This is a genomic window from Bifidobacterium polysaccharolyticum (assembly GCF_016101585.1).
GTDB lineage: Bacteria > Actinomycetota > Actinomycetes > Actinomycetales > Bifidobacteriaceae > Bombiscardovia > Bombiscardovia polysaccharolytica.
On sequence record NZ_JACFQG010000001.1, the window covers coordinates 350,844 to 366,585 of the forward strand.

The window sequence follows — 15,742 nt, forward strand, 5'->3', positions numbered from 1 at the left end:
ATACTCACCCCTTGAAAATGAACCGTCGAATGGCGGAGACGTTAGAGAAGATGCGGATACCCAAGACCACGATGACAGCTGTGGACAGCTGGGAGCCCACGCCCAGCTGATTGCCCAGGAAGACCAGCAGAGTGGCGGTGATCACGTTGGAGATGAAGGAAACCACGAAGACCCGGTCCGAGAAGCTGCGCTCGAAGTAGGAACGGACCGCGCCCATGAGTGCATCCAGGGCCGCCACCACCATAATGGGCAGGTAGGGCTGCAGGACGATGGGAATGTCTGGCTTGAGGAAGATGCCCGCCACCACACCTAGGATCAGGCCTAGAATTGCCGACATGTCAATGACTCCTTCCGGCATAGGACAGATTGGGCAGACCTACTGCATTCAGGTTCAGGCGCCGCTGCTTATTCACATTGACGGTGATGTTCGCATTCTTCAGGTCATGCAGGCGGCTCTGCAGATCGCTGCGAGACATCAGATCAGACAGTGCACCCTGGTCGCCTATGGCCTCAATCTTGTAAGGTGCCTCGATGGAAGCGGTCCCCACCAGGATGGTTTGACCGGCCGTGCGCACTGATGTCTGTGTCCCTATTCTATTGCCGTTGATGGCTATGGCCTCGGCTCCCGCGGACCAGAGCTTGGTCAGGAACCACTGCAGATCCTGGTCGGTGACCAATTTGATCTGATCCGCATTGTCTCGGACATCCTTGGAGGCAATAGGGTTAGCCAGGGTGATAACGATGCCTTGGCCCTGCACCTTGCTGGTACCGTTGGTCAGATCGTCGGCGGTCTGGGTGCCGTTCTGCCCCTGGCCGCCAACTTGACCCGAAAGCGTGTCGATCTTTCCGTTGAGGTCTGAAATCTGGCTGTTGAGGTCATTAGCACGTTTACTGACCACCTCCACCTGGGAGATCAGCTTTTCACGTACCTTCTGACGCGGGTCCCGGTGCAGCACCTGCACTATGCCCGTGCCAGCCAAACCAACCAGCACACAGATGACAAAGACCAGGATCCTGTTGACCCAGACGCTCAGCGGTGATCTGCGTTCAGCAGGCAGCAGGCGGGCATCCTCAAACATAGGATCCATGGGGCGGTTGGTCAGATCGTCGATCAGCCTCAAGGACTCATCGGCCATGCGCCGACGAATGGACTCCTGTGAGGGCTCAGAGCTCTCTTCATCAACATAGTGGCGTTCCAGACCAGAAGTGGAACGCGAAAAAGCCGCCCGGCGGTGAATCAGGGCACGGTCGGGCGGCACGGGGAAAGATTCAGGCATCCTCTGCGGTTCAGTCATGTTGTCGGTCCTGACCAATCAGTCCGATGCCTTGACGTGCGTATATCAGCCCTGCCAGCCAATAGAGGCCCACCCCCCAAATGACGGCTGCCAGGGCCACCAGATGAAAGAAGCGGAAGAAAGGTGAAGTACCAACATCCGCAAAGATCAGGGCCGGTATGGCCAGCATGAGTACGGCTGTGCCAGTCTTGCCCGCGAAGTGAACAGGCAGAGGACCATAGTTGTGCTGAGCCAGCACCAGAACCAGCAGACCCATGAGCACGTCCCGGGCCCCGACCAGGGCCAGAAGCCACCAGGGCAGGATCGAGGCAATACTCAGGGCAAGGACGGAGCAGAGAATGAGTAGACGATCGGCAACCGGATCCAGGATCTGCCCCAGCTTGCTGACCTGGTTGAACCTGCGGGCAATGATTCCGTCCACCCCATCTGACAGGGCCGAAATCAGCATGACCACCAGAGAGATGATCAGGTGCCGATTGGCCACCAGGTAGGCAATAAGGGGTATGGATAGGATACGGAGCAGGCTGATGACATTCGGTACAGTGAGAATCACAGACCGCGGCTCAGGGCTGTACCTGCTGCGTGAAATTCGATCAATCAGTGCCATCCGACTACATTCTAGAAGCTTGAAGGGCTGTTACAAGGATGGCACGCGCACCAATCTCATAGAGGCGGTCCATTAGGTTGTTCACCTGGCCCCTGGGGACCATGGCCCTGACTGCCGCCCACTGCTTGTCATGCAGGGAGGAGACTGTCGGCGACTCGTACCCGGGCGTGATGCCTACAGCCATGGCTACACGCTCGACCGGGATGTCGTAATCCATCAGTACATAGCGACGGGCTGTGAGCACACCCTCCAGCCTACGGGACATGACCGCCAGCCGCTCATCATCCGGATCCAGGCGAGGCGACCTGATGAGAATCCCCTCCGATTTCAAAATGGGATCGCCGAAGACCCGAAGCCCGGCGTTGCGCAGGGTGGTGCCGGTGGAGACCACATCGGCAATCAGGTCGGCTACTCCCAGCTGGACTGACGACTCCACTGCCCCGTCCAAGTGGATCAGTTCAGCCTTGAGCCCTTTGCTGGTCAGGTAGTCCTCAAGAAGCCGGTCGAAAGTGGTGCCGATCCGTTTGCCGTCCACGTCCTGCAAGGCGCTGATGGAACTGTCTTCTGGAGCAGCGAACCTGAAAGTGGAAGCGCCGAATCCCAGCTGCGTGACCTCGACGGCCCCAGTACCAGAGTTGAGCAGAAGATCACGCCCCGTGATGCCCAGATCGATGGTTCCAAGGCCGACATAGACCGCTATGTCGTTGGGCCTTAAGTAAAAGAGCTGGATGTCGTTGTCAATGTCATCAACGACCAACTGCCGATCATTGGAGCGCAGACGATAGCCAGACTCTGATAGCAGCCTCCATGCGGGCTGGGACAACATGCCTTTATTGGGCACCGCGACCTTCAACACGGCAACCTCCTAATTGCGGAAGCGAATCTACAGTGGGACGGGATTGGGGTCACAGGTACCTGTAGACATCCTCCAAGGTAATGCCCCGATCAATCATCATGACCTGAATGTGATACAGCAGCTGGCTCATCTCCTCGGCTGTCCGCTCCTTGCCCTCATACTCGGCGGCAATCCAGGTCTCCCCAGCCTCTTCATTGATCTTCTTGCCGATGAAATGCGTGCCCTTGTCCAGCTCGTCCACTGTCAAGGACCCTTCTGGGCGCTCCTTGGCCTTGGTCGTGAGCTCCTCAAACAACCCATCGAAAGTCTTCATCTGGCTATCTCCATTCTTCCTGCAAAACCTGTCAGTCCTTGTAGCTTACCTGCGCGGCCTGTCTGATCCGGTCAATGGCCTTGGCCGGATCATCAGCGCCATAGACGGCGGAGCCCGCAACCAGAACATCGGCTCCAGCCTCTGCCACGATGGGAGCCGTAGTGGGGCTTACCCCGCCATCCACCTGGATGTGGGTCTTAAGACCGCGAGCTGTGATCTGGTCACGCAGGCGGCGGGTCTTAGGCATCTGATTGTTCAGGAACTTCTGGCCGCCGAAGCCTGGCTCCACGGTCATGACCAGAATCATGTCAAACTCATCGAGAATATCGAAGATCGGTTCCACAGGTTCGGCGGGGCGCACGGCCAGGCAGGCCTTGACCCCCATGTCGTGCAGCTGGCGGGCCAGACGAACCGGGGCATGGACGGCTCCGGTATGGAAGGTGACAGAGGCAACACCCAGCTTGGCGAATTCAGGGGCCCAGCGGTCGGGGTCCTCGATCATCAGATGTACGTCCACTGGCAGGTCGGTCACTTGGCAGATGCGCTCCACCACGGGCTCGCCAAGCGTCAGGTTGGGAACAAAATGATGATCCATCACATCCACGTGGACCATATCGGCATTGGCAATAGCCTTGAGATCCCGCTCCAGGTTGGCGAAATCGGCGGAAAGAATGCTGGGTGCTATCTGAATGCTCATGGAGATTATTCTATGTTGTACGGAAGACCGGCGGCACCGGTTTGTGGCTCAATTGCACAGGTCCCGACCTTCGGGCAACCGACCCCTGACTTACTTGCTCTTGCCCTCGGATTCCTGACGTACCTCAAGCTCGGTAATGGTCCTCAGCTTTTCGGACAGCAAGGAGGTCGGCTTGCCCTTGCGCGCTATGAGGACGAAGGCTGCAGCCGCCAGGAAGAAGACCGTCATGGACACCCAGACGTTGATCCTGACACCTAGGAATTCGTGGGCGAAGTCGATGCGAAGGGCCTCGATCCAGGTGCGCCCCAGGGTGTACCACATGACATAGAGGGCGAAGAGGGAGCCGGCCTTGAGGATGTTGACGGCCTTGTGGCCGATCCAGACCAGGAGGGCCGCACCAATCAGGTTCCAGATCATCTCATACAGGAAAGTGGGCTGGAAGAGGGTGCCGGTCGGACAGGTGGCCCCGTCATAGCACTGTTCGCTGCTGCCGATGGCGGAACCTGCGGCGTCGATCTTCAGCCCCCAAGGCAGCGTGGTGGGAGCCCCGTAGAGCTCCTGGTTGAACCAGTTGCCCAGCCGCCCGATGGCCTGGGCCACCAGAAGGGCAGGAGCCACGCAGTCGGCCAGCAGGGCGGTCGGGTAATTCTTGTGACGGCACCAGGCCCAGGCTGCCAGAGCTCCCAGGAAAACCGCACCCCAAATGCCCAGGCCTCCACGCCAGATGCGCAGGATGTCAGCTGGGTTGCCATCAGCTCCGAAGTAGCGTTCGGGGGTGGTGATGACGTGATAGAGCCTTGCGCCAACGATGCCGGCTGGAACCGCGCAGATGGCGATGTCCAGAATCTGGTCAGTCCGGCCACCCTCCTTCTTCCAGCGTCTGGTCGTGATCCAAGCAGCCACGATGATGGCCAGGAGCATGGTCAGGGCATAGAACCGGATGGTGACCGGCCCCAGATGGAAGCTGGATATTCCCGGCGATGGAATGTAGGCAAGCGTCATAAAGCCCCAATCTAGCCCCTGGGCCTTACAGCCCCACTCATTTCCTGGCCTGGGAGATGCCCCAGCGCAGGTCGGAGCAAATCTCAGCCAGGGCCTCAAGAGCTTTTCTGCGGTCTTTCCGTGGTCTGCCCTCGTCATCCAGAAGACAGTGGACCAGGGCCGATCCGACGATTACCCCGTCTGCATAGGCGCCAACCTGAGAGGCCTGCTGGGCAGTCGAAACCCCGATACCCACGCACACATAAGGAGCGCCCGCATGTCTGACTCTTGCCACCAGGTTCTGGGCCGAATTGGACATGCTGGTTCGTTCGCCGGTCACTCCCATTCGTGAGGTCGCATAGACGAATCCTCTGGCGGCTCGAGAGGTGATCTGCAGACGTGCATCAGTGGAGTCGGGCGAGACCAGATAGACCCGATCAAGCCCATAGCGGTCAGACTGCTCTATCCATTCCCCGGATTCGTCGACAATCAGATCCGGGGTAACCAGTCCGGACCCGCCAGCCTCGGCCATGCGCTGGGCAAAGTCCGCTACGCCATAATGCAGAATCAGATTCCAATAGCTCATGACCAGAGCCCTTGCACCGTCCGCCTGGACCTGGCGAACCGCATCGAAGACACCCTCGACCTTAACGCCATTATCGATGGCGCACTTGCTGGCTGCCTGGATTACTGGGCCATCCATGACCGGGTCGCTATAGGGCAGTCCGATCTCAACGATGTCGACCCCGCTTTTCACCATGACCCGCATAGCCTCCAAGGATGTTGGCACGTCGGGGAATCCGTAGGGGAAGTAGCCGATAAAGGCAGGCCTGCCCTGCTGCCGGAGGGCCTGCAAAGTGGATGCCACCGGGCTGGTCGCGCGGCTGAACCCTTTGGGCTGGGCGGGGGCTTTTTGCCATTGCCATATCTGGTTGACCATCATCGGGCCTCCTCTTCCGCTTGATCACTCTTGCCGTGCCCGGCCTGGGCTTCCAGCGCACTGGCCTCCTGCTCGGACAGATAGCCGAACCATCTGCCCGCAGTGGCTACATCCTTGTCGCCTCGGCCAGAGATGTTGATCAGGATGACAGGATTCCTGATTCCTTTGCGCAAAAGGTCGGTGGCTGCCTTGCTGGCTCCGGCCAAGGCGTGCGAAGACTCCAGAGCGGGGATGATGCCTTCGGTCCGGCAGAGGTCGCTGAAAGCCTGCATGGCCTCCTTGTCGGTTGCGTAGTCATACTTAACCCGGCCCATGTCGTGCAGCCAGGCATGCTCAGGTCCCACCGAAGCGTAATCCAGGCCGGCGGAAATCGAGTAGGTGTCCATAGTTTGGCCTTGGTCATCCTCCAAAAGATAGGACTTGGTCCCCTGGAAGACGCCGATCTGGCCTGTCCCTGGCGACAGGCGGATGGCGTGCTCGCCTGACTTGGGCCCGTTTCCACCAGCCTCGTAAGCGTATAGGGAGACTCGGGGATCATCCAGGAAAGTGTTCATGATGCCGATGGCGTTGGAGCCTCCGCCGACGCAGGCCACAACTCCATCAGGATGGTCGATGCCGTACGCAGACAGCTGGGCGGAGGCTTCTTCGCCGATGATCTTCTGAAAGTCCCTGACGATGGTCGGGAAGGGATGGGGGCCTGCTACCGTGCCCAGCAGGTAGTGAGTGGATTCCACGTTGGTCACCCAATCGCGCAGGGCCTCGTTGATGGCATCCTTGAGAATCCTGGTCCCGGTGGTCACCTCGACGACTTCGGCTCCCAACATTCGCATCCTGGCCACATTCAGGGCCTGTCTGCGGGCATCGACCTGCCCCATGTAGATTCGGCACTTGAAGCCAAGGAGGGCGCAGACTGTAGCCGTGGCCACGCCGTGCTGCCCAGCGCCGGTCTCGGCGATAACGCGGGTCTTGCCCATGCGCTTGACCAGGAGCCCTTGACCCAGGGCGTTGTTGATCTTGTGGGCGCCCGTATGGTTCAAATCCTCCCGTTTCAGAAAGACCCTGACCTGGCCGCCGACCCGATCGCTGATCAGCTTGGCGAACCGAGGCGCAGGTGTCAGGGCTGAGGGACGCCCCACATAGACCCGGTTGAGCCTGTTCAGCTCCTCACGGAAGGCCGGATCGGCCTTGGCCTCCTTGTAGACACGCTCCAGTTCATCAAGGGCGCCAACCAGGGCCTCAGGTACATAACGACCGCCATAGGGGCCGAAATAGGGACCGTCATGGGTAGAGAGGGGCCTGGCCTCTGCAGCCTTGAATCGATGACCAGCCTGAACCAGCAAGCGAACCGTCCCCTCCTGGTCCTGGGATGTGACCAGACCTTCTCCTATCAGGACTGCATCGGCCCCGGCCCGGGCGTACTGCTCCAGCTCGACCGTCCCGAACACTCCGGACTCAGCCACCTTGACCACATCCTTGGGCAGATTGGAAGCTAGACGGGCATACTGGTCAACGTCAACGCTCAAGTCCTTCAGGTTGCGGGCGTTGATGCCAATCACCTTGGCACCGGCCGCAATGGCACGCTCGATTTCCTGACGATCATGCGTCTCGACCAGGGCGGTCATGCCCAGACTCCCGGCCAGGTCGAGTAGGTGCTTGAGGCGGGTGTCATCCAAGGCCGCCACAATCAGCAGGATCATATCGGCCCCATTGGCTCTGGACTCCCAGACCTGGTAGTCGGAGACGATGAAGTTCTTGTTGAGCACGGGAATGCCCACTGCCTGCCTGACCTGTCGCAAATCTTCCAAGGACCCCAGGAAGCGTCTGCCCTCAGTCAGGACAGATATGGCTGAGGCGCCTCCGTTGGCATACTGTCGGGCCAGGGCAGCAGGATTTTTGATGTCGGCAAGATACCCCTTGGAGGGCGAGGCGCGCTTAATCTCTGCGATAATCGGAATGCCGACGCTCTCCCTGAGCAGTCGGGCGGCATCCAGAGGTTTGCGCTTCATGCTCCTGACCTGTTGCTTGAGGCTTTCCAAGGGAATCTTCTGTACCCGGCCCCTAGCATCCTCCACGGCGCCGGCCACCAGTTCATCCAAGACGGTCATAGAGCCCTTCCCTCCAGTTTTCTGAGTGTTCCCTGCAACAACCTTAGCGTCTTTCTGCACTGGATGGCCCTTCCTGACTCTGCATTTCCGCCTGAGTGCGATTGCCTTGCACTACCGGAAGCGGTCCGCCGGCTTCGAAGCACGACCTGGTCCCGGTATGGCAGGCCGCCCCTACCTGGTCCACCTCCACAAGAAGCGCGTCCCCGTCGCAGTCAATGCTGACTCCCTTAACATACTGGACATGCCCGGAGGTGTCCCCTTTCCGCCAGTATTCCTGCCTAGAGCGGGACCAGAATGTGACTCTTCCTGTTGTCAGGGTCCGTCTAAGGGCCTCCTCGTCCATGTAACCTACCATGAGCACTTGGCGACTGTCATACTGCTGGACCACTGCAGCCACGAGTCCCTTGGCGTCCTTCTTGAGCCTGGCCGCTATGCTCGGATCCAAACGTTCTTCCTGATCCTTCGAAGACTGTGACATTGATCCTCATTCTCCTTGATTCAGCTAATTAATTCGGCTAGTTTGTCCGACATAACCTTGGCGGTTGATTGTTCATGGTATGGGTATAGTTTCCCGATGGCTGCCAACAAGGCCTGCAAAAGCCATGCACCATGTGGTGCCAAAATTTTTCTATGGGATTGGTTCAGGCCTGCCATCGAACCGGATACCCGGCCGCATGGAGCGCCTGCTTGACGTCCTTGATGGACACCTGGCCAAAATGGAAGACGGAAGCCGCCAGGACCGCATCAGCCCCAGCCTTGACCGCAGGAGGAAAATCGGCAGCCTTGCCTGCCCCGCCGCTGGCGATGAGCGGAAGGGATACTGCCTTGCGCACGTCGGCGATCATTTCCAGATCGAACCCTTGACGGGTGCCGTCCGCATCCATGGAATTGAGGAGAACCTCGCCGGCTCCGAGTTCCTGAGCCTGCTTGACCCAGTCAACAGCATCGATGCCAGTAGACCGGTGGCCGCCCATGGTGGTCACTTCATATCCCGAGGTAATGCCCTGTGCATTAGATCGGCGGGCATCGACCGAGAGCACCAGAACCTGGCGACCAAACCGCTGGGCGATATCGCCGATGACCTGCGGGTTGGCGATAGCTGCTGTATTGATGCCGACCTTGTCAGCCCCGGACCGCAGGAGAGTGTCGACATCCTGCGGGGTGCGCACGCCTCCGCCGACAGTCAGCGGAATGAAAATCTGGTCGGCAGTGCTTTTGACCAGGTCCACCATGGTGGCTCGCCCGCTGCCCGAAGCAGTCACATCCAGAAAGGTCAGCTCGTCGGCTCCCTGTTGGTAGTAAGTGGAAGCCAGTTCGACCGGATCACCCGCATCGCGCAGATTCTTGAAGTGGACGCCTTTGACCACACGGCCCTGGTCGACATCAAGGCAGGGAATGACACGAACCGCTACCGTCATGCGACCTGCCTTCCTGCCTGAACCAAATTGTTTGAATCAAAACTTTAGCTTCTGCTGTGTCTGAAGACTACCGCATGTCCACACTATGGCATGACAAGATTGCAAAACGCTAAATCAGGCCTGAAGCTTGACGGCCTTGGCTGCCAGCTGTCCGCAGGCGCCGTCGATGTCCGATCCGCGGGTGTCCCTCATGGTTGCAGTAATGCCGGCCTTGTGAAGGATATCCAGGAAGCGCTGCTCATCCTCAGGCTTGGAGGCCGTCCAACGAGACCCCTCAATCGGATTCAGAGGTATGGGATTGACGTGCACCCAGTCGTCCCCATAGTGGTTGAGGCGCTTGGCAAGAAGACGGGCATGCTCGACCTGGTCGTTGATGCCTCGCATTAGGGCATACTCGATGCTGACCCGTCTGCCGCTGGCCAGGTAGTAGTCGTGAGCTGCATCCAGAACCTGGGTCGTGTTGAAGCGCCTGTTCATGGGCACCAGCTCGTCGCGCAACTTGTCGCTGGGGGCATGGAGGGAGACGGCTAGACGGACCGGAATTCCCTCTTTGGTCAGCTTGCGGATGCCGGGAACCACGCCCACCGTGGACACAGTGATGTTCCTGGCCGAGATGCCGAATCCCTTGGGCGGCAGGGCACTGATCTGCCTGACTGCGGACAGGACAGCCCGGTAGTTACCCATGGGCTCGCCCATCCCCATGAAGACGATATTACTCAGGCGTCCCGGGCCCCCGGCAACCTGTCCGGACCTCATCATGTGAGAGGCGGCCCTGACCTGTTCCAGAATCTCGCCAGTCGACATGTTCCGAGTCAACCCAAGCTGACCGGTGGCGCAGAAGGGGCAGCCCATGCCGCAGCCGACCTGGCTGGAGATACAGAGGGTGGCCCTGGAGGGATATCGCATGAGCACGGACTCGATTCTGGACCCGTCGAAAAGCTCCCAGAGGGTCTTGATGGTCGTTCCCTGATCGGCTTTCTGGACGGCGACTGGGGTGATCAATTCAGGGAAAAAGCGGCGAGCGGCCTCTTGACGACTGGCCGCAGGGAAATCCGTGAAGTCACCCGGATTGATGGACAGATGACTGAAGTAATGGTTGGCCAGCTGAGAGACACGGAATTTCGGCAGGCCCAGTTGAGCGCAGACCTCCTGACGCTCCTGCTGGTCCATGTCCGTAAAGTGGCGCGGCGGCTTGCCTCGACGTGCATGGTCGGCCGCCAGAACGTCCCTGAAGGCACCATCTTTGCCTCCGGGGGTGATGCCGGTTTCAGGCTCGGCACCGGTCATGTCGACATCTGTCATACCTCTACCTCATCCTGTATCAGCTACTCAACCGCCAAAACTATGAAAAACACGTACAGTCAATTCCGATCACAGACCAGTGATCAAAAGGACCAGTGTGATGAATGGTGCGGACATGAGGATGGAATCCACCCTGTCCAGCACTCCGCCGTGGCCCTTGAGCAGGTGGCCCATGTCCTTGATCCCCAGGTCGCGTTTGATCAAAGATGCACTCAAGTCACCCAAAGTGCCAGTGGTTCCGACCATGATGCCCATGAGCAGGGCGACCCACCAGATCCGCCCCCAATCCGCCATAGGATAGGTGGCCGCAAAGATGACCAGAGCGCCGACCAGACAGCAGAGCATGGAGCCTGCGAGACCCTCCAGGGACTTGCCGGGAGAGATGCGGGGCGCAATCTTATGCTTGCCGAAAAGCGAACCGAAGAGAAGTCCGCCGATGTCGCTTAGGGCAGGCAGGAAAATCACCATGAAGGCATGCGCGGCAGGATGCCCGCCGAAGGTAGTGGGCAAGGTTATCAGACAGGCCAGGAGGGTGATGTAGACAACAGTCAAAAGAGTGACGCCCACACTGGCAAGGCTGCTTAACTGGCTCTCCCCTTTTGCAGCACCGTAGGAGGCATCGGCCATGGTCTGTGCATCCTTGCCCGACAGCTTGGCATTCACCGCCTTGAGCAGACGGCCACCCAGGCGATGATTGCGAGTGGCCGCAAGAGCCCCGATCAAGGCAGTGACCAGAACACCAGCGGTCATGACCACCACGTGGTCCGGCGCGTAGAACGAGGCAAGCATGGTGGCCGCCGAGCAGATCCAGAGCTCTATCACCGGTATATGCAGACCTGCCGTGGCAAAGTCCACCCTGAGCTCCCAGAGCCCCAGGGTCATGAAAATCACAATCAGATAGATGAATGCGTCGATTCGCACAAGGATGCAGGCCAGGATGATGACGACCAGAAGCGCGCCAGTGGCCACCGCCTGCGGCATGTTGCGCCCGGTCCGCTTGTTCAGGGTTTCGACGGCATCCTGACCTGTCTTCTCGGCGGAGCTTTCCTTGGTACTCATGAACAGTGGATCCTCCCAGGCGAATCAGACCTCGAGGATTTCCTTCTCCTTCGCATCCAGGAGCTGGTCGATCATGTCGTTCTTCTGCTTGGTGACGGTCTCCAGCTCCTTCTGCAGCCGGTTGCCCTCATCCTCGCCCAGGTCGCCATCCTTGACCTTGCCCTCCAGCTCTTCCTTGACCTTACGTCGGATGTTGCGGACAGCCACCTTACCCTCCTCGGCCTTGTTCTTGGCCAGCTTGACATAGTCCCGGCGACGCTCCTCGGTCAGCTCGGGCATGGTGACCCTGATGACGTTGCCGTCACGGCTGGGGTTGACGCCCAGGTCCGAGTCGCGGATGGCCTTCTCGACTGCGCCTGCCTGAGAGGGGTCGAAGGGGGTAACGGCCAGGGTGCGGGGTTCCGGGACGCCAATGGATGCCAGCGACTTGATGGGCGTAGGTGTGCCGTAATACTCCACCATGATGTCGTTGAGGAAGGAGGGGTTGGCACGCCCGGTCCTAATTCCCGAGAAGTTCTCCTTGGTCGCCTCGATGCTCTTGTCCATCTGCCTTCCGGCCTGGTCCACCACTGTGGTCATGATCTGCTCCTTGCTGTATGGACCATCCGCCTGTGCGCGCGAGGTCCGTCATTCTTATACTCTACGGCCATGGGGCCACAGGGGCCAAGCGGCGCGGGGTGTGTGCCCGCAACCGGTCACAGGGTACGATCAGGACCGCCGTGGACCAAGGTGCCCAGGCGCTGGCCTTTAAGCGCCCCGGTCACGTTGCCTTCACCCTCCAGTCCGAAGACGCGGATGGGCATGTCATTGTCCCGGGCCATGGACAGCGCTGCCGCGTCCATGACGGCCAGGTTGTCCACTAGGGCCCGCTGGTAGCTGAGATTGGTGAACATTCGCGCAGAAGCCTGCTTGTGCGGATCAGCCGTATACACACCGTCCACACCGTTCTTGCCCATGAGCACCTCGACGCAATGTATCTCCAAGGCCCGCTGTATGGAGACCGTGTCGGTTGAGAAGTAAGGCATGCCGGATCCGGCGCCGAAGATGACCACGCGTCCCTTCTCCAGGTGGCGGATGGCCTTGAGCGGAATGTAGGGCTCGGCCACCTGGCCCATGGTGATGGCTGTCTGCACCCTGGTGGCCTGACCATCCTGCTCCAGGAAGTCCTGCAGAGCCAGGCAGTTCATGACCGTGCCCAGCATGCCCATGTAGTCGCCGCGCGAACGTTCGATTCCGGCCTGACTGAGCTCGGCTCCGCGGAAGAAGTTGCCACCGCCCACCACGATGGCCACCTGAACGCCGCCCTGCACCGCCTGGACGATCTCCTTGGCCACCCGCTTGACCACCTGCACGTCGATGCCGACCTCGCCTCCCCCGAAGGCCTCTCCGGAAAGCTTGAGCAGCACACGACGAGGCGATGCTTGGTTTTGCGCTGAATCGGATCCGGTCATAAAAGCCCTTTCTCCAGACATGATGACGGGCGGTATACGCCGATAACAGGGTATCCGTGCTGGGCGACAACCCCTCTTGAGCAGACCGAGGGGATAGGCCCTGGGAATTGACTTAGGACAAAAGAAGGGGAGCGGCTACGAAAGCCACTCCCCTGCCATCTATGCCGGACGTCTGCCAGTCCCTTAGACAAGATCAAGCGAGACGACACAAAACATTGCTGAACTACTTACTACTCCTCGCTACTCCTCGTCGCCCTTGCCGACCTCGAGACGGGCGAAGGCCAGAGCCTTGCCGCCTGCCTGCTTGAAGAGGTCACCAATGGTCTTGGAGGTGTCCTTGACGTACTGCTGCTCCAGTAGAACGGTCTCCTTGAAGAAGGCGTTCAGACGCCCCTCTACAATCTTGGGAATGATTTTCTCGGGCTTGCCTTCGGCCTGGGACTTCTCAGTGGCCACGCGACGCTCGGACTCCACCACATCGGCGGGCACATCTTCGCGGCTGAGCCACTTGGGGCTCATGGCGGAGATCTGGAGGGCCACCTCATGGGCGACCTGGGCTCCGGCCTCATCAGTGGCGATCATGGCCACGATGGATGGGGGCATCTCCACAGACTTGCGATGGGCGTAAATCTCTACACGGGGACCTTCAACCCGGGCCACCTGGCCGACCTTGACGTGCTCATGGAAGAGAGCACCAGCTTCCTCCACGGTCTCCTTGACGGTGCCTGACTTGGATGGAGCGGCATCGACCTGCTCGGCGTTGGAGGCATCAGCCTTGGCCACGTCGCCGATGACCTCCTGGCCAAACTCGATGAACTGAGGGGTCTTGGCCACGAAATCAGTCTCGGAGTTGAGCTCGACGGCGTAGCCGATCTGACCCTGCCCGCCCTCGATGACGGTGGAGGCGATCAGGCCCTCCTGAGCTTTGCGGCCCTCACGGGCGCCTGCGGCCTGGATGCCGGTGGCGCGGATAATCTCCTTGGCGCGGGCCATGTCGCCCTCGGCCTCGATCAGGGCCTTCTTGACGTCCATCATGCCGGCGCCGGTCTGGTCACGCAACTCCTTGATCAGTGCAGCGGTGATTTTTGCCATAAAACTCTCCTATCTGGTCTTTCCTGAATGCATCATCTAGACGCCAAAGTTCAGGCGGCCTGATCGGCAGCGGGGGTCTCCTGCTGCTGCGCGGGCTGCTCGGCCTGGGAAGCCTGGGCGGTCTCCTGGGCCTGCTCCTGCGGCTGTCCATCCTTGTTCTCCAGCAGATTCTTCTCCCACTCGGCCATGGGCTGGTCAGAGGCCTCCTCGGTCTTGGCGGCCTTGCCAGAGCGCTCCAGCAGACCGTCAGCCACGGCATCGGCCATCAGCCGAGTCAGCAGCTCGACGCCGCGAATAGCATCGTCGTTGGCCGGAATAGGGTAGGTGACAAGCTCAGGATCAGTATTGGTGTCCACCAGGGCCACGACCGGGATACCCAGCTTGTTAGCCTCGGAGACCGCCAGGGCCTCCTTGTTGATGTCGACCACGAACAGGGCCGAAGGGGTGCGGCTCATGTTGCGGATGCCGCCCAGCTGACGCTCCAGCTTGTCCTTCTCGCGCCGCAGGAGCAGGAGCTCCTTCTTGGTCAGTCCCGAGCCATGCACGTCGTCGAAGTCCATCTCCTCCAGCTCCTTCAAGCGGCCGACCCGCTTGGTCACGGTCTGGAAGTTGGTCAGCATGCCGCCCAGCCAGCGCTCGGAGACGTAGGGCATGTTCACCCGGGTGGCTTGAGCTTTGATGGCCTCCTGGGCCTGCTTCTTGGTCCCCACGAAGAGCACGGTGCCGTTGTGGGCCACAGTCTGCTTGATGAAGTCATAGGCTTGGTCGATCAGACCGAGCGACTTGAAGAGATTGATGATGTGGATGCCGTTGCGCTCCATCAGGATGTACTGCTTCATCTTGGGGTTCCAACGACGGGTCTGGTGTCCGAAGTGGACGCCGGCCTTCAGCATTTCGCTCATGGTGATCTGTGCCATGTCCATACCTTTCATTGTCGGTTATTGCCTGGCCATGTGCACCTGCGTGCAACTCCGAGGAGCCGACCGACACAGGACGTCGCGGACATGGCGCGAATTTACGGCGTGTGTTTGGGAATACTCTTGGCGCACCTGCCCACCCGTGACAGCGGACCTGCGCAATGACACGCCGAATTACTATGATACCCGAGGCCAATGACCTCGGGCACCGTGTTCGCCCTCTGCCTACCTGGCTGATCTCAGCTGCTGCATGGCCTTGCGGCGGACATCGCTCTCCAGCCGATCCACATAGACATGGCCGTCCAGGTGATCGCACTCGTGCTGGATCATCCGACCCATGATGCCATGGCCTTCGAGAGTCACTGTCTTGCCGTCCAGATCGATGCCGTGGGCTCGTGCGTAGTCGGCCCGTCTGGTCGGATACCAAAGGTTTGGAAGGGACAGGCACCCCTCCTCGCCATACTGCTCGCCGGAGGTCTTGTCGATGACCGGATTGATGATGTAGCCCACCTTGCCGCCGATATTATACGAGAAGACTCGCAGGCCCACGCCGATCTGATTGGCCGATAGGCCCGCCCTGCCCGGATCGTCGACAGTGTCCACCAGGTCACGCACCAGACTGCGCACAGCCGGGGTGATGCTGGTCACAGGATCGCATGGGGTACGCAAAACCGGATCGGGAACCACTCTGATTGTACGAATCGCCACT

The 15,742-nt window shown here is 59.8% G+C and carries 18 protein-coding genes; all 18 read right to left on the bottom strand.

Features of this window, described 5'->3' with window-relative positions:
- Positions 1-4: 4 nt before the first annotated feature.
- On the bottom strand, positions 5-337 hold the full coding sequence (locus tag H3T90_RS01400; RefSeq protein WP_015021764.1) for a small basic family protein: 333 nt from the start codon (positions 335-337) through the stop codon (positions 5-7).
- Position 338: 1 nt separating this feature from the next.
- Positions 339-1,295 carry a DUF881 domain-containing protein gene (locus H3T90_RS01405; protein ID WP_110425185.1) on the bottom strand — a complete coding sequence of 319 codons (957 nt, stop codon included), beginning with the start codon at positions 1,293-1,295 and terminating at the stop codon, positions 339-341.
- Complete coding sequence (locus H3T90_RS01410) at positions 1,288-1,902, bottom strand: CDP-alcohol phosphatidyltransferase family protein (RefSeq protein WP_198229357.1); 615 nt, start codon at positions 1,900-1,902, stop codon at positions 1,288-1,290. Before H3T90_RS01410 ends, H3T90_RS01405 begins: the two co-directional genes overlap by 8 nt.
- A 4-nt stretch (positions 1,903-1,906) precedes the next feature.
- The gene (gene hisG, locus H3T90_RS01415) at positions 1,907-2,758 is read right to left on the bottom strand and encodes an ATP phosphoribosyltransferase (RefSeq protein WP_198229358.1); all 852 of its coding nucleotides are present in this window, start codon (positions 2,756-2,758) and stop codon (positions 1,907-1,909) included.
- Between the two features lie 49 nt (positions 2,759-2,807).
- The gene (locus H3T90_RS01420) at positions 2,808-3,071 is read right to left on the bottom strand and encodes a phosphoribosyl-ATP diphosphatase (RefSeq protein ID WP_046322855.1); all 264 of its coding nucleotides are present in this window, start codon (positions 3,069-3,071) and stop codon (positions 2,808-2,810) included.
- Between the two features lie 31 nt (positions 3,072-3,102).
- The gene (gene rpe / locus H3T90_RS01425) at positions 3,103-3,768 is read right to left on the bottom strand and encodes a ribulose-phosphate 3-epimerase (RefSeq protein WP_198229359.1); all 666 of its coding nucleotides are present in this window, start codon (positions 3,766-3,768) and stop codon (positions 3,103-3,105) included.
- Between the two features lie 90 nt (positions 3,769-3,858).
- On the bottom strand, positions 3,859-4,770 hold the full coding sequence (gene lgt, locus H3T90_RS01430) for a prolipoprotein diacylglyceryl transferase (protein WP_198229360.1): 912 nt from the start codon (positions 4,768-4,770) through the stop codon (positions 3,859-3,861).
- 37 nt (positions 4,771-4,807) lie between these two features.
- Positions 4,808-5,689 (bottom strand): tryptophan synthase subunit alpha, encoded by an 882-nt coding sequence (trpA, locus tag H3T90_RS01435; protein ID WP_198229573.1) that lies wholly within the window; start codon positions 5,687-5,689, stop codon positions 4,808-4,810.
- Complete coding sequence (trpB, locus tag H3T90_RS01440) at positions 5,689-7,794, bottom strand: tryptophan synthase subunit beta (RefSeq protein ID WP_198229361.1); 2,106 nt, start codon at positions 7,792-7,794, stop codon at positions 5,689-5,691. The genes trpA and trpB overlap by 1 nt, the downstream gene beginning before the upstream one ends.
- A 43-nt stretch (positions 7,795-7,837) precedes the next feature.
- A complete protein-coding gene (gene hisI / locus H3T90_RS01445; protein ID WP_046322851.1) occupies positions 7,838-8,272 on the bottom strand; it encodes a phosphoribosyl-AMP cyclohydrolase in 435 nt (144 codons plus the stop codon).
- 163 nt (positions 8,273-8,435) lie between these two features.
- The gene (gene hisF / locus H3T90_RS01450; protein ID WP_198229362.1) at positions 8,436-9,212 is read right to left on the bottom strand and encodes an imidazole glycerol phosphate synthase subunit HisF; all 777 of its coding nucleotides are present in this window, start codon (positions 9,210-9,212) and stop codon (positions 8,436-8,438) included.
- Between the two features lie 114 nt (positions 9,213-9,326).
- On the bottom strand, positions 9,327-10,514 hold the full coding sequence (rlmN, locus tag H3T90_RS01455) for a dual-specificity RNA methyltransferase RlmN (protein ID WP_408610677.1): 1,188 nt from the start codon (positions 10,512-10,514) through the stop codon (positions 9,327-9,329).
- 69 nt (positions 10,515-10,583) lie between these two features.
- Positions 10,584-11,573: a phosphatidate cytidylyltransferase gene (locus H3T90_RS01460; RefSeq protein WP_198229363.1), complete on the bottom strand. Its 990-nt coding sequence runs from the start codon at positions 11,571-11,573 to the stop codon at positions 10,584-10,586.
- A 24-nt stretch (positions 11,574-11,597) separates the two neighbouring features.
- Positions 11,598-12,152 carry a ribosome recycling factor gene (gene frr / locus H3T90_RS01465; RefSeq protein ID WP_046322848.1) on the bottom strand — a complete coding sequence of 185 codons (555 nt, stop codon included), beginning with the start codon at positions 12,150-12,152 and terminating at the stop codon, positions 11,598-11,600.
- 116 nt (positions 12,153-12,268) lie between these two features.
- Entirely contained in the window at positions 12,269-13,024 is a 756-nt protein-coding gene (gene pyrH / locus H3T90_RS01470) for a UMP kinase (RefSeq protein WP_110412760.1), read from the bottom strand.
- A gap of 240 nt (positions 13,025-13,264) precedes the next feature.
- Positions 13,265-14,116 carry a translation elongation factor Ts gene (gene tsf / locus H3T90_RS01475; protein WP_198229364.1) on the bottom strand — a complete coding sequence of 284 codons (852 nt, stop codon included), beginning with the start codon at positions 14,114-14,116 and terminating at the stop codon, positions 13,265-13,267.
- Between the two features lie 50 nt (positions 14,117-14,166).
- Positions 14,167-15,033: a 30S ribosomal protein S2 gene (gene rpsB / locus H3T90_RS01480; protein ID WP_198229365.1), complete on the bottom strand. Its 867-nt coding sequence runs from the start codon at positions 15,031-15,033 to the stop codon at positions 14,167-14,169.
- Between the two features lie 225 nt (positions 15,034-15,258).
- A complete protein-coding gene (locus tag H3T90_RS01485) occupies positions 15,259-15,741 on the bottom strand; it encodes a peptide deformylase (protein ID WP_015021747.1) in 483 nt (160 codons plus the stop codon).
- Position 15,742: the final 1 nt, after the last annotated feature.

What these genes read in the sequence shown, in the direction of transcription:
- H3T90_RS01400 (WP_015021764.1), bottom strand. Translation starts at nt 337, where the DNA reads ATGTCGGCAATTCTAGGCCTGATCCTAGGTGTGGTGGCGGGCATCTTC.
- H3T90_RS01405 (WP_110425185.1), bottom strand. Translation starts at nt 1,295, where the DNA reads ATGACTGAACCGCAGAGGATGCCTGAATCTTTCCCCGTGCCGCCCGAC.
- H3T90_RS01410 (WP_198229357.1), bottom strand. Translation starts at nt 1,902, where the DNA reads ATGGCACTGATTGATCGAATTTCACGCAGCAGGTACAGCCCTGAGCCG.
- H3T90_RS01420 (WP_046322855.1), bottom strand. Translation starts at nt 3,071, where the DNA reads ATGAAGACTTTCGATGGGTTGTTTGAGGAGCTCACGACCAAGGCCAAG.
- rpe (WP_198229359.1), bottom strand. Translation starts at nt 3,768, where the DNA reads ATGAGCATTCAGATAGCACCCAGCATTCTTTCCGCCGATTTCGCCAAC.
- lgt (WP_198229360.1), bottom strand. Translation starts at nt 4,770, where the DNA reads ATGACGCTTGCCTACATTCCATCGCCGGGAATATCCAGCTTCCATCTG.
- trpA (WP_198229573.1), bottom strand. Translation starts at nt 5,689, where the DNA reads ATGGTCAACCAGATATGGCAATGGCAAAAAGCCCCCGCCCAGCCCAAA.
- trpB (WP_198229361.1), bottom strand. Translation starts at nt 7,794, where the DNA reads ATGACCGTCTTGGATGAACTGGTGGCCGGCGCCGTGGAGGATGCTAGG.
- hisI (WP_046322851.1), bottom strand. Translation starts at nt 8,272, where the DNA reads ATGTCACAGTCTTCGAAGGATCAGGAAGAACGTTTGGATCCGAGCATA.
- hisF (WP_198229362.1), bottom strand. Translation starts at nt 9,212, where the DNA reads ATGACGGTAGCGGTTCGTGTCATTCCCTGCCTTGATGTCGACCAGGGC.
- rlmN (WP_408610677.1), bottom strand. Translation starts at nt 10,514, where the DNA reads ATGACAGATGTCGACATGACCGGTGCCGAGCCTGAAACCGGCATCACC.
- H3T90_RS01460 (WP_198229363.1), bottom strand. Translation starts at nt 11,573, where the DNA reads ATGAGTACCAAGGAAAGCTCCGCCGAGAAGACAGGTCAGGATGCCGTC.
- frr (WP_046322848.1), bottom strand. Translation starts at nt 12,152, where the DNA reads ATGACCACAGTGGTGGACCAGGCCGGAAGGCAGATGGACAAGAGCATC.
- pyrH (WP_110412760.1), bottom strand. Translation starts at nt 13,024, where the DNA reads ATGACCGGATCCGATTCAGCGCAAAACCAAGCATCGCCTCGTCGTGTG.
- tsf (WP_198229364.1), bottom strand. Translation starts at nt 14,116, where the DNA reads ATGGCAAAAATCACCGCTGCACTGATCAAGGAGTTGCGTGACCAGACC.
- rpsB (WP_198229365.1), bottom strand. Translation starts at nt 15,033, where the DNA reads ATGGCACAGATCACCATGAGCGAAATGCTGAAGGCCGGCGTCCACTTC.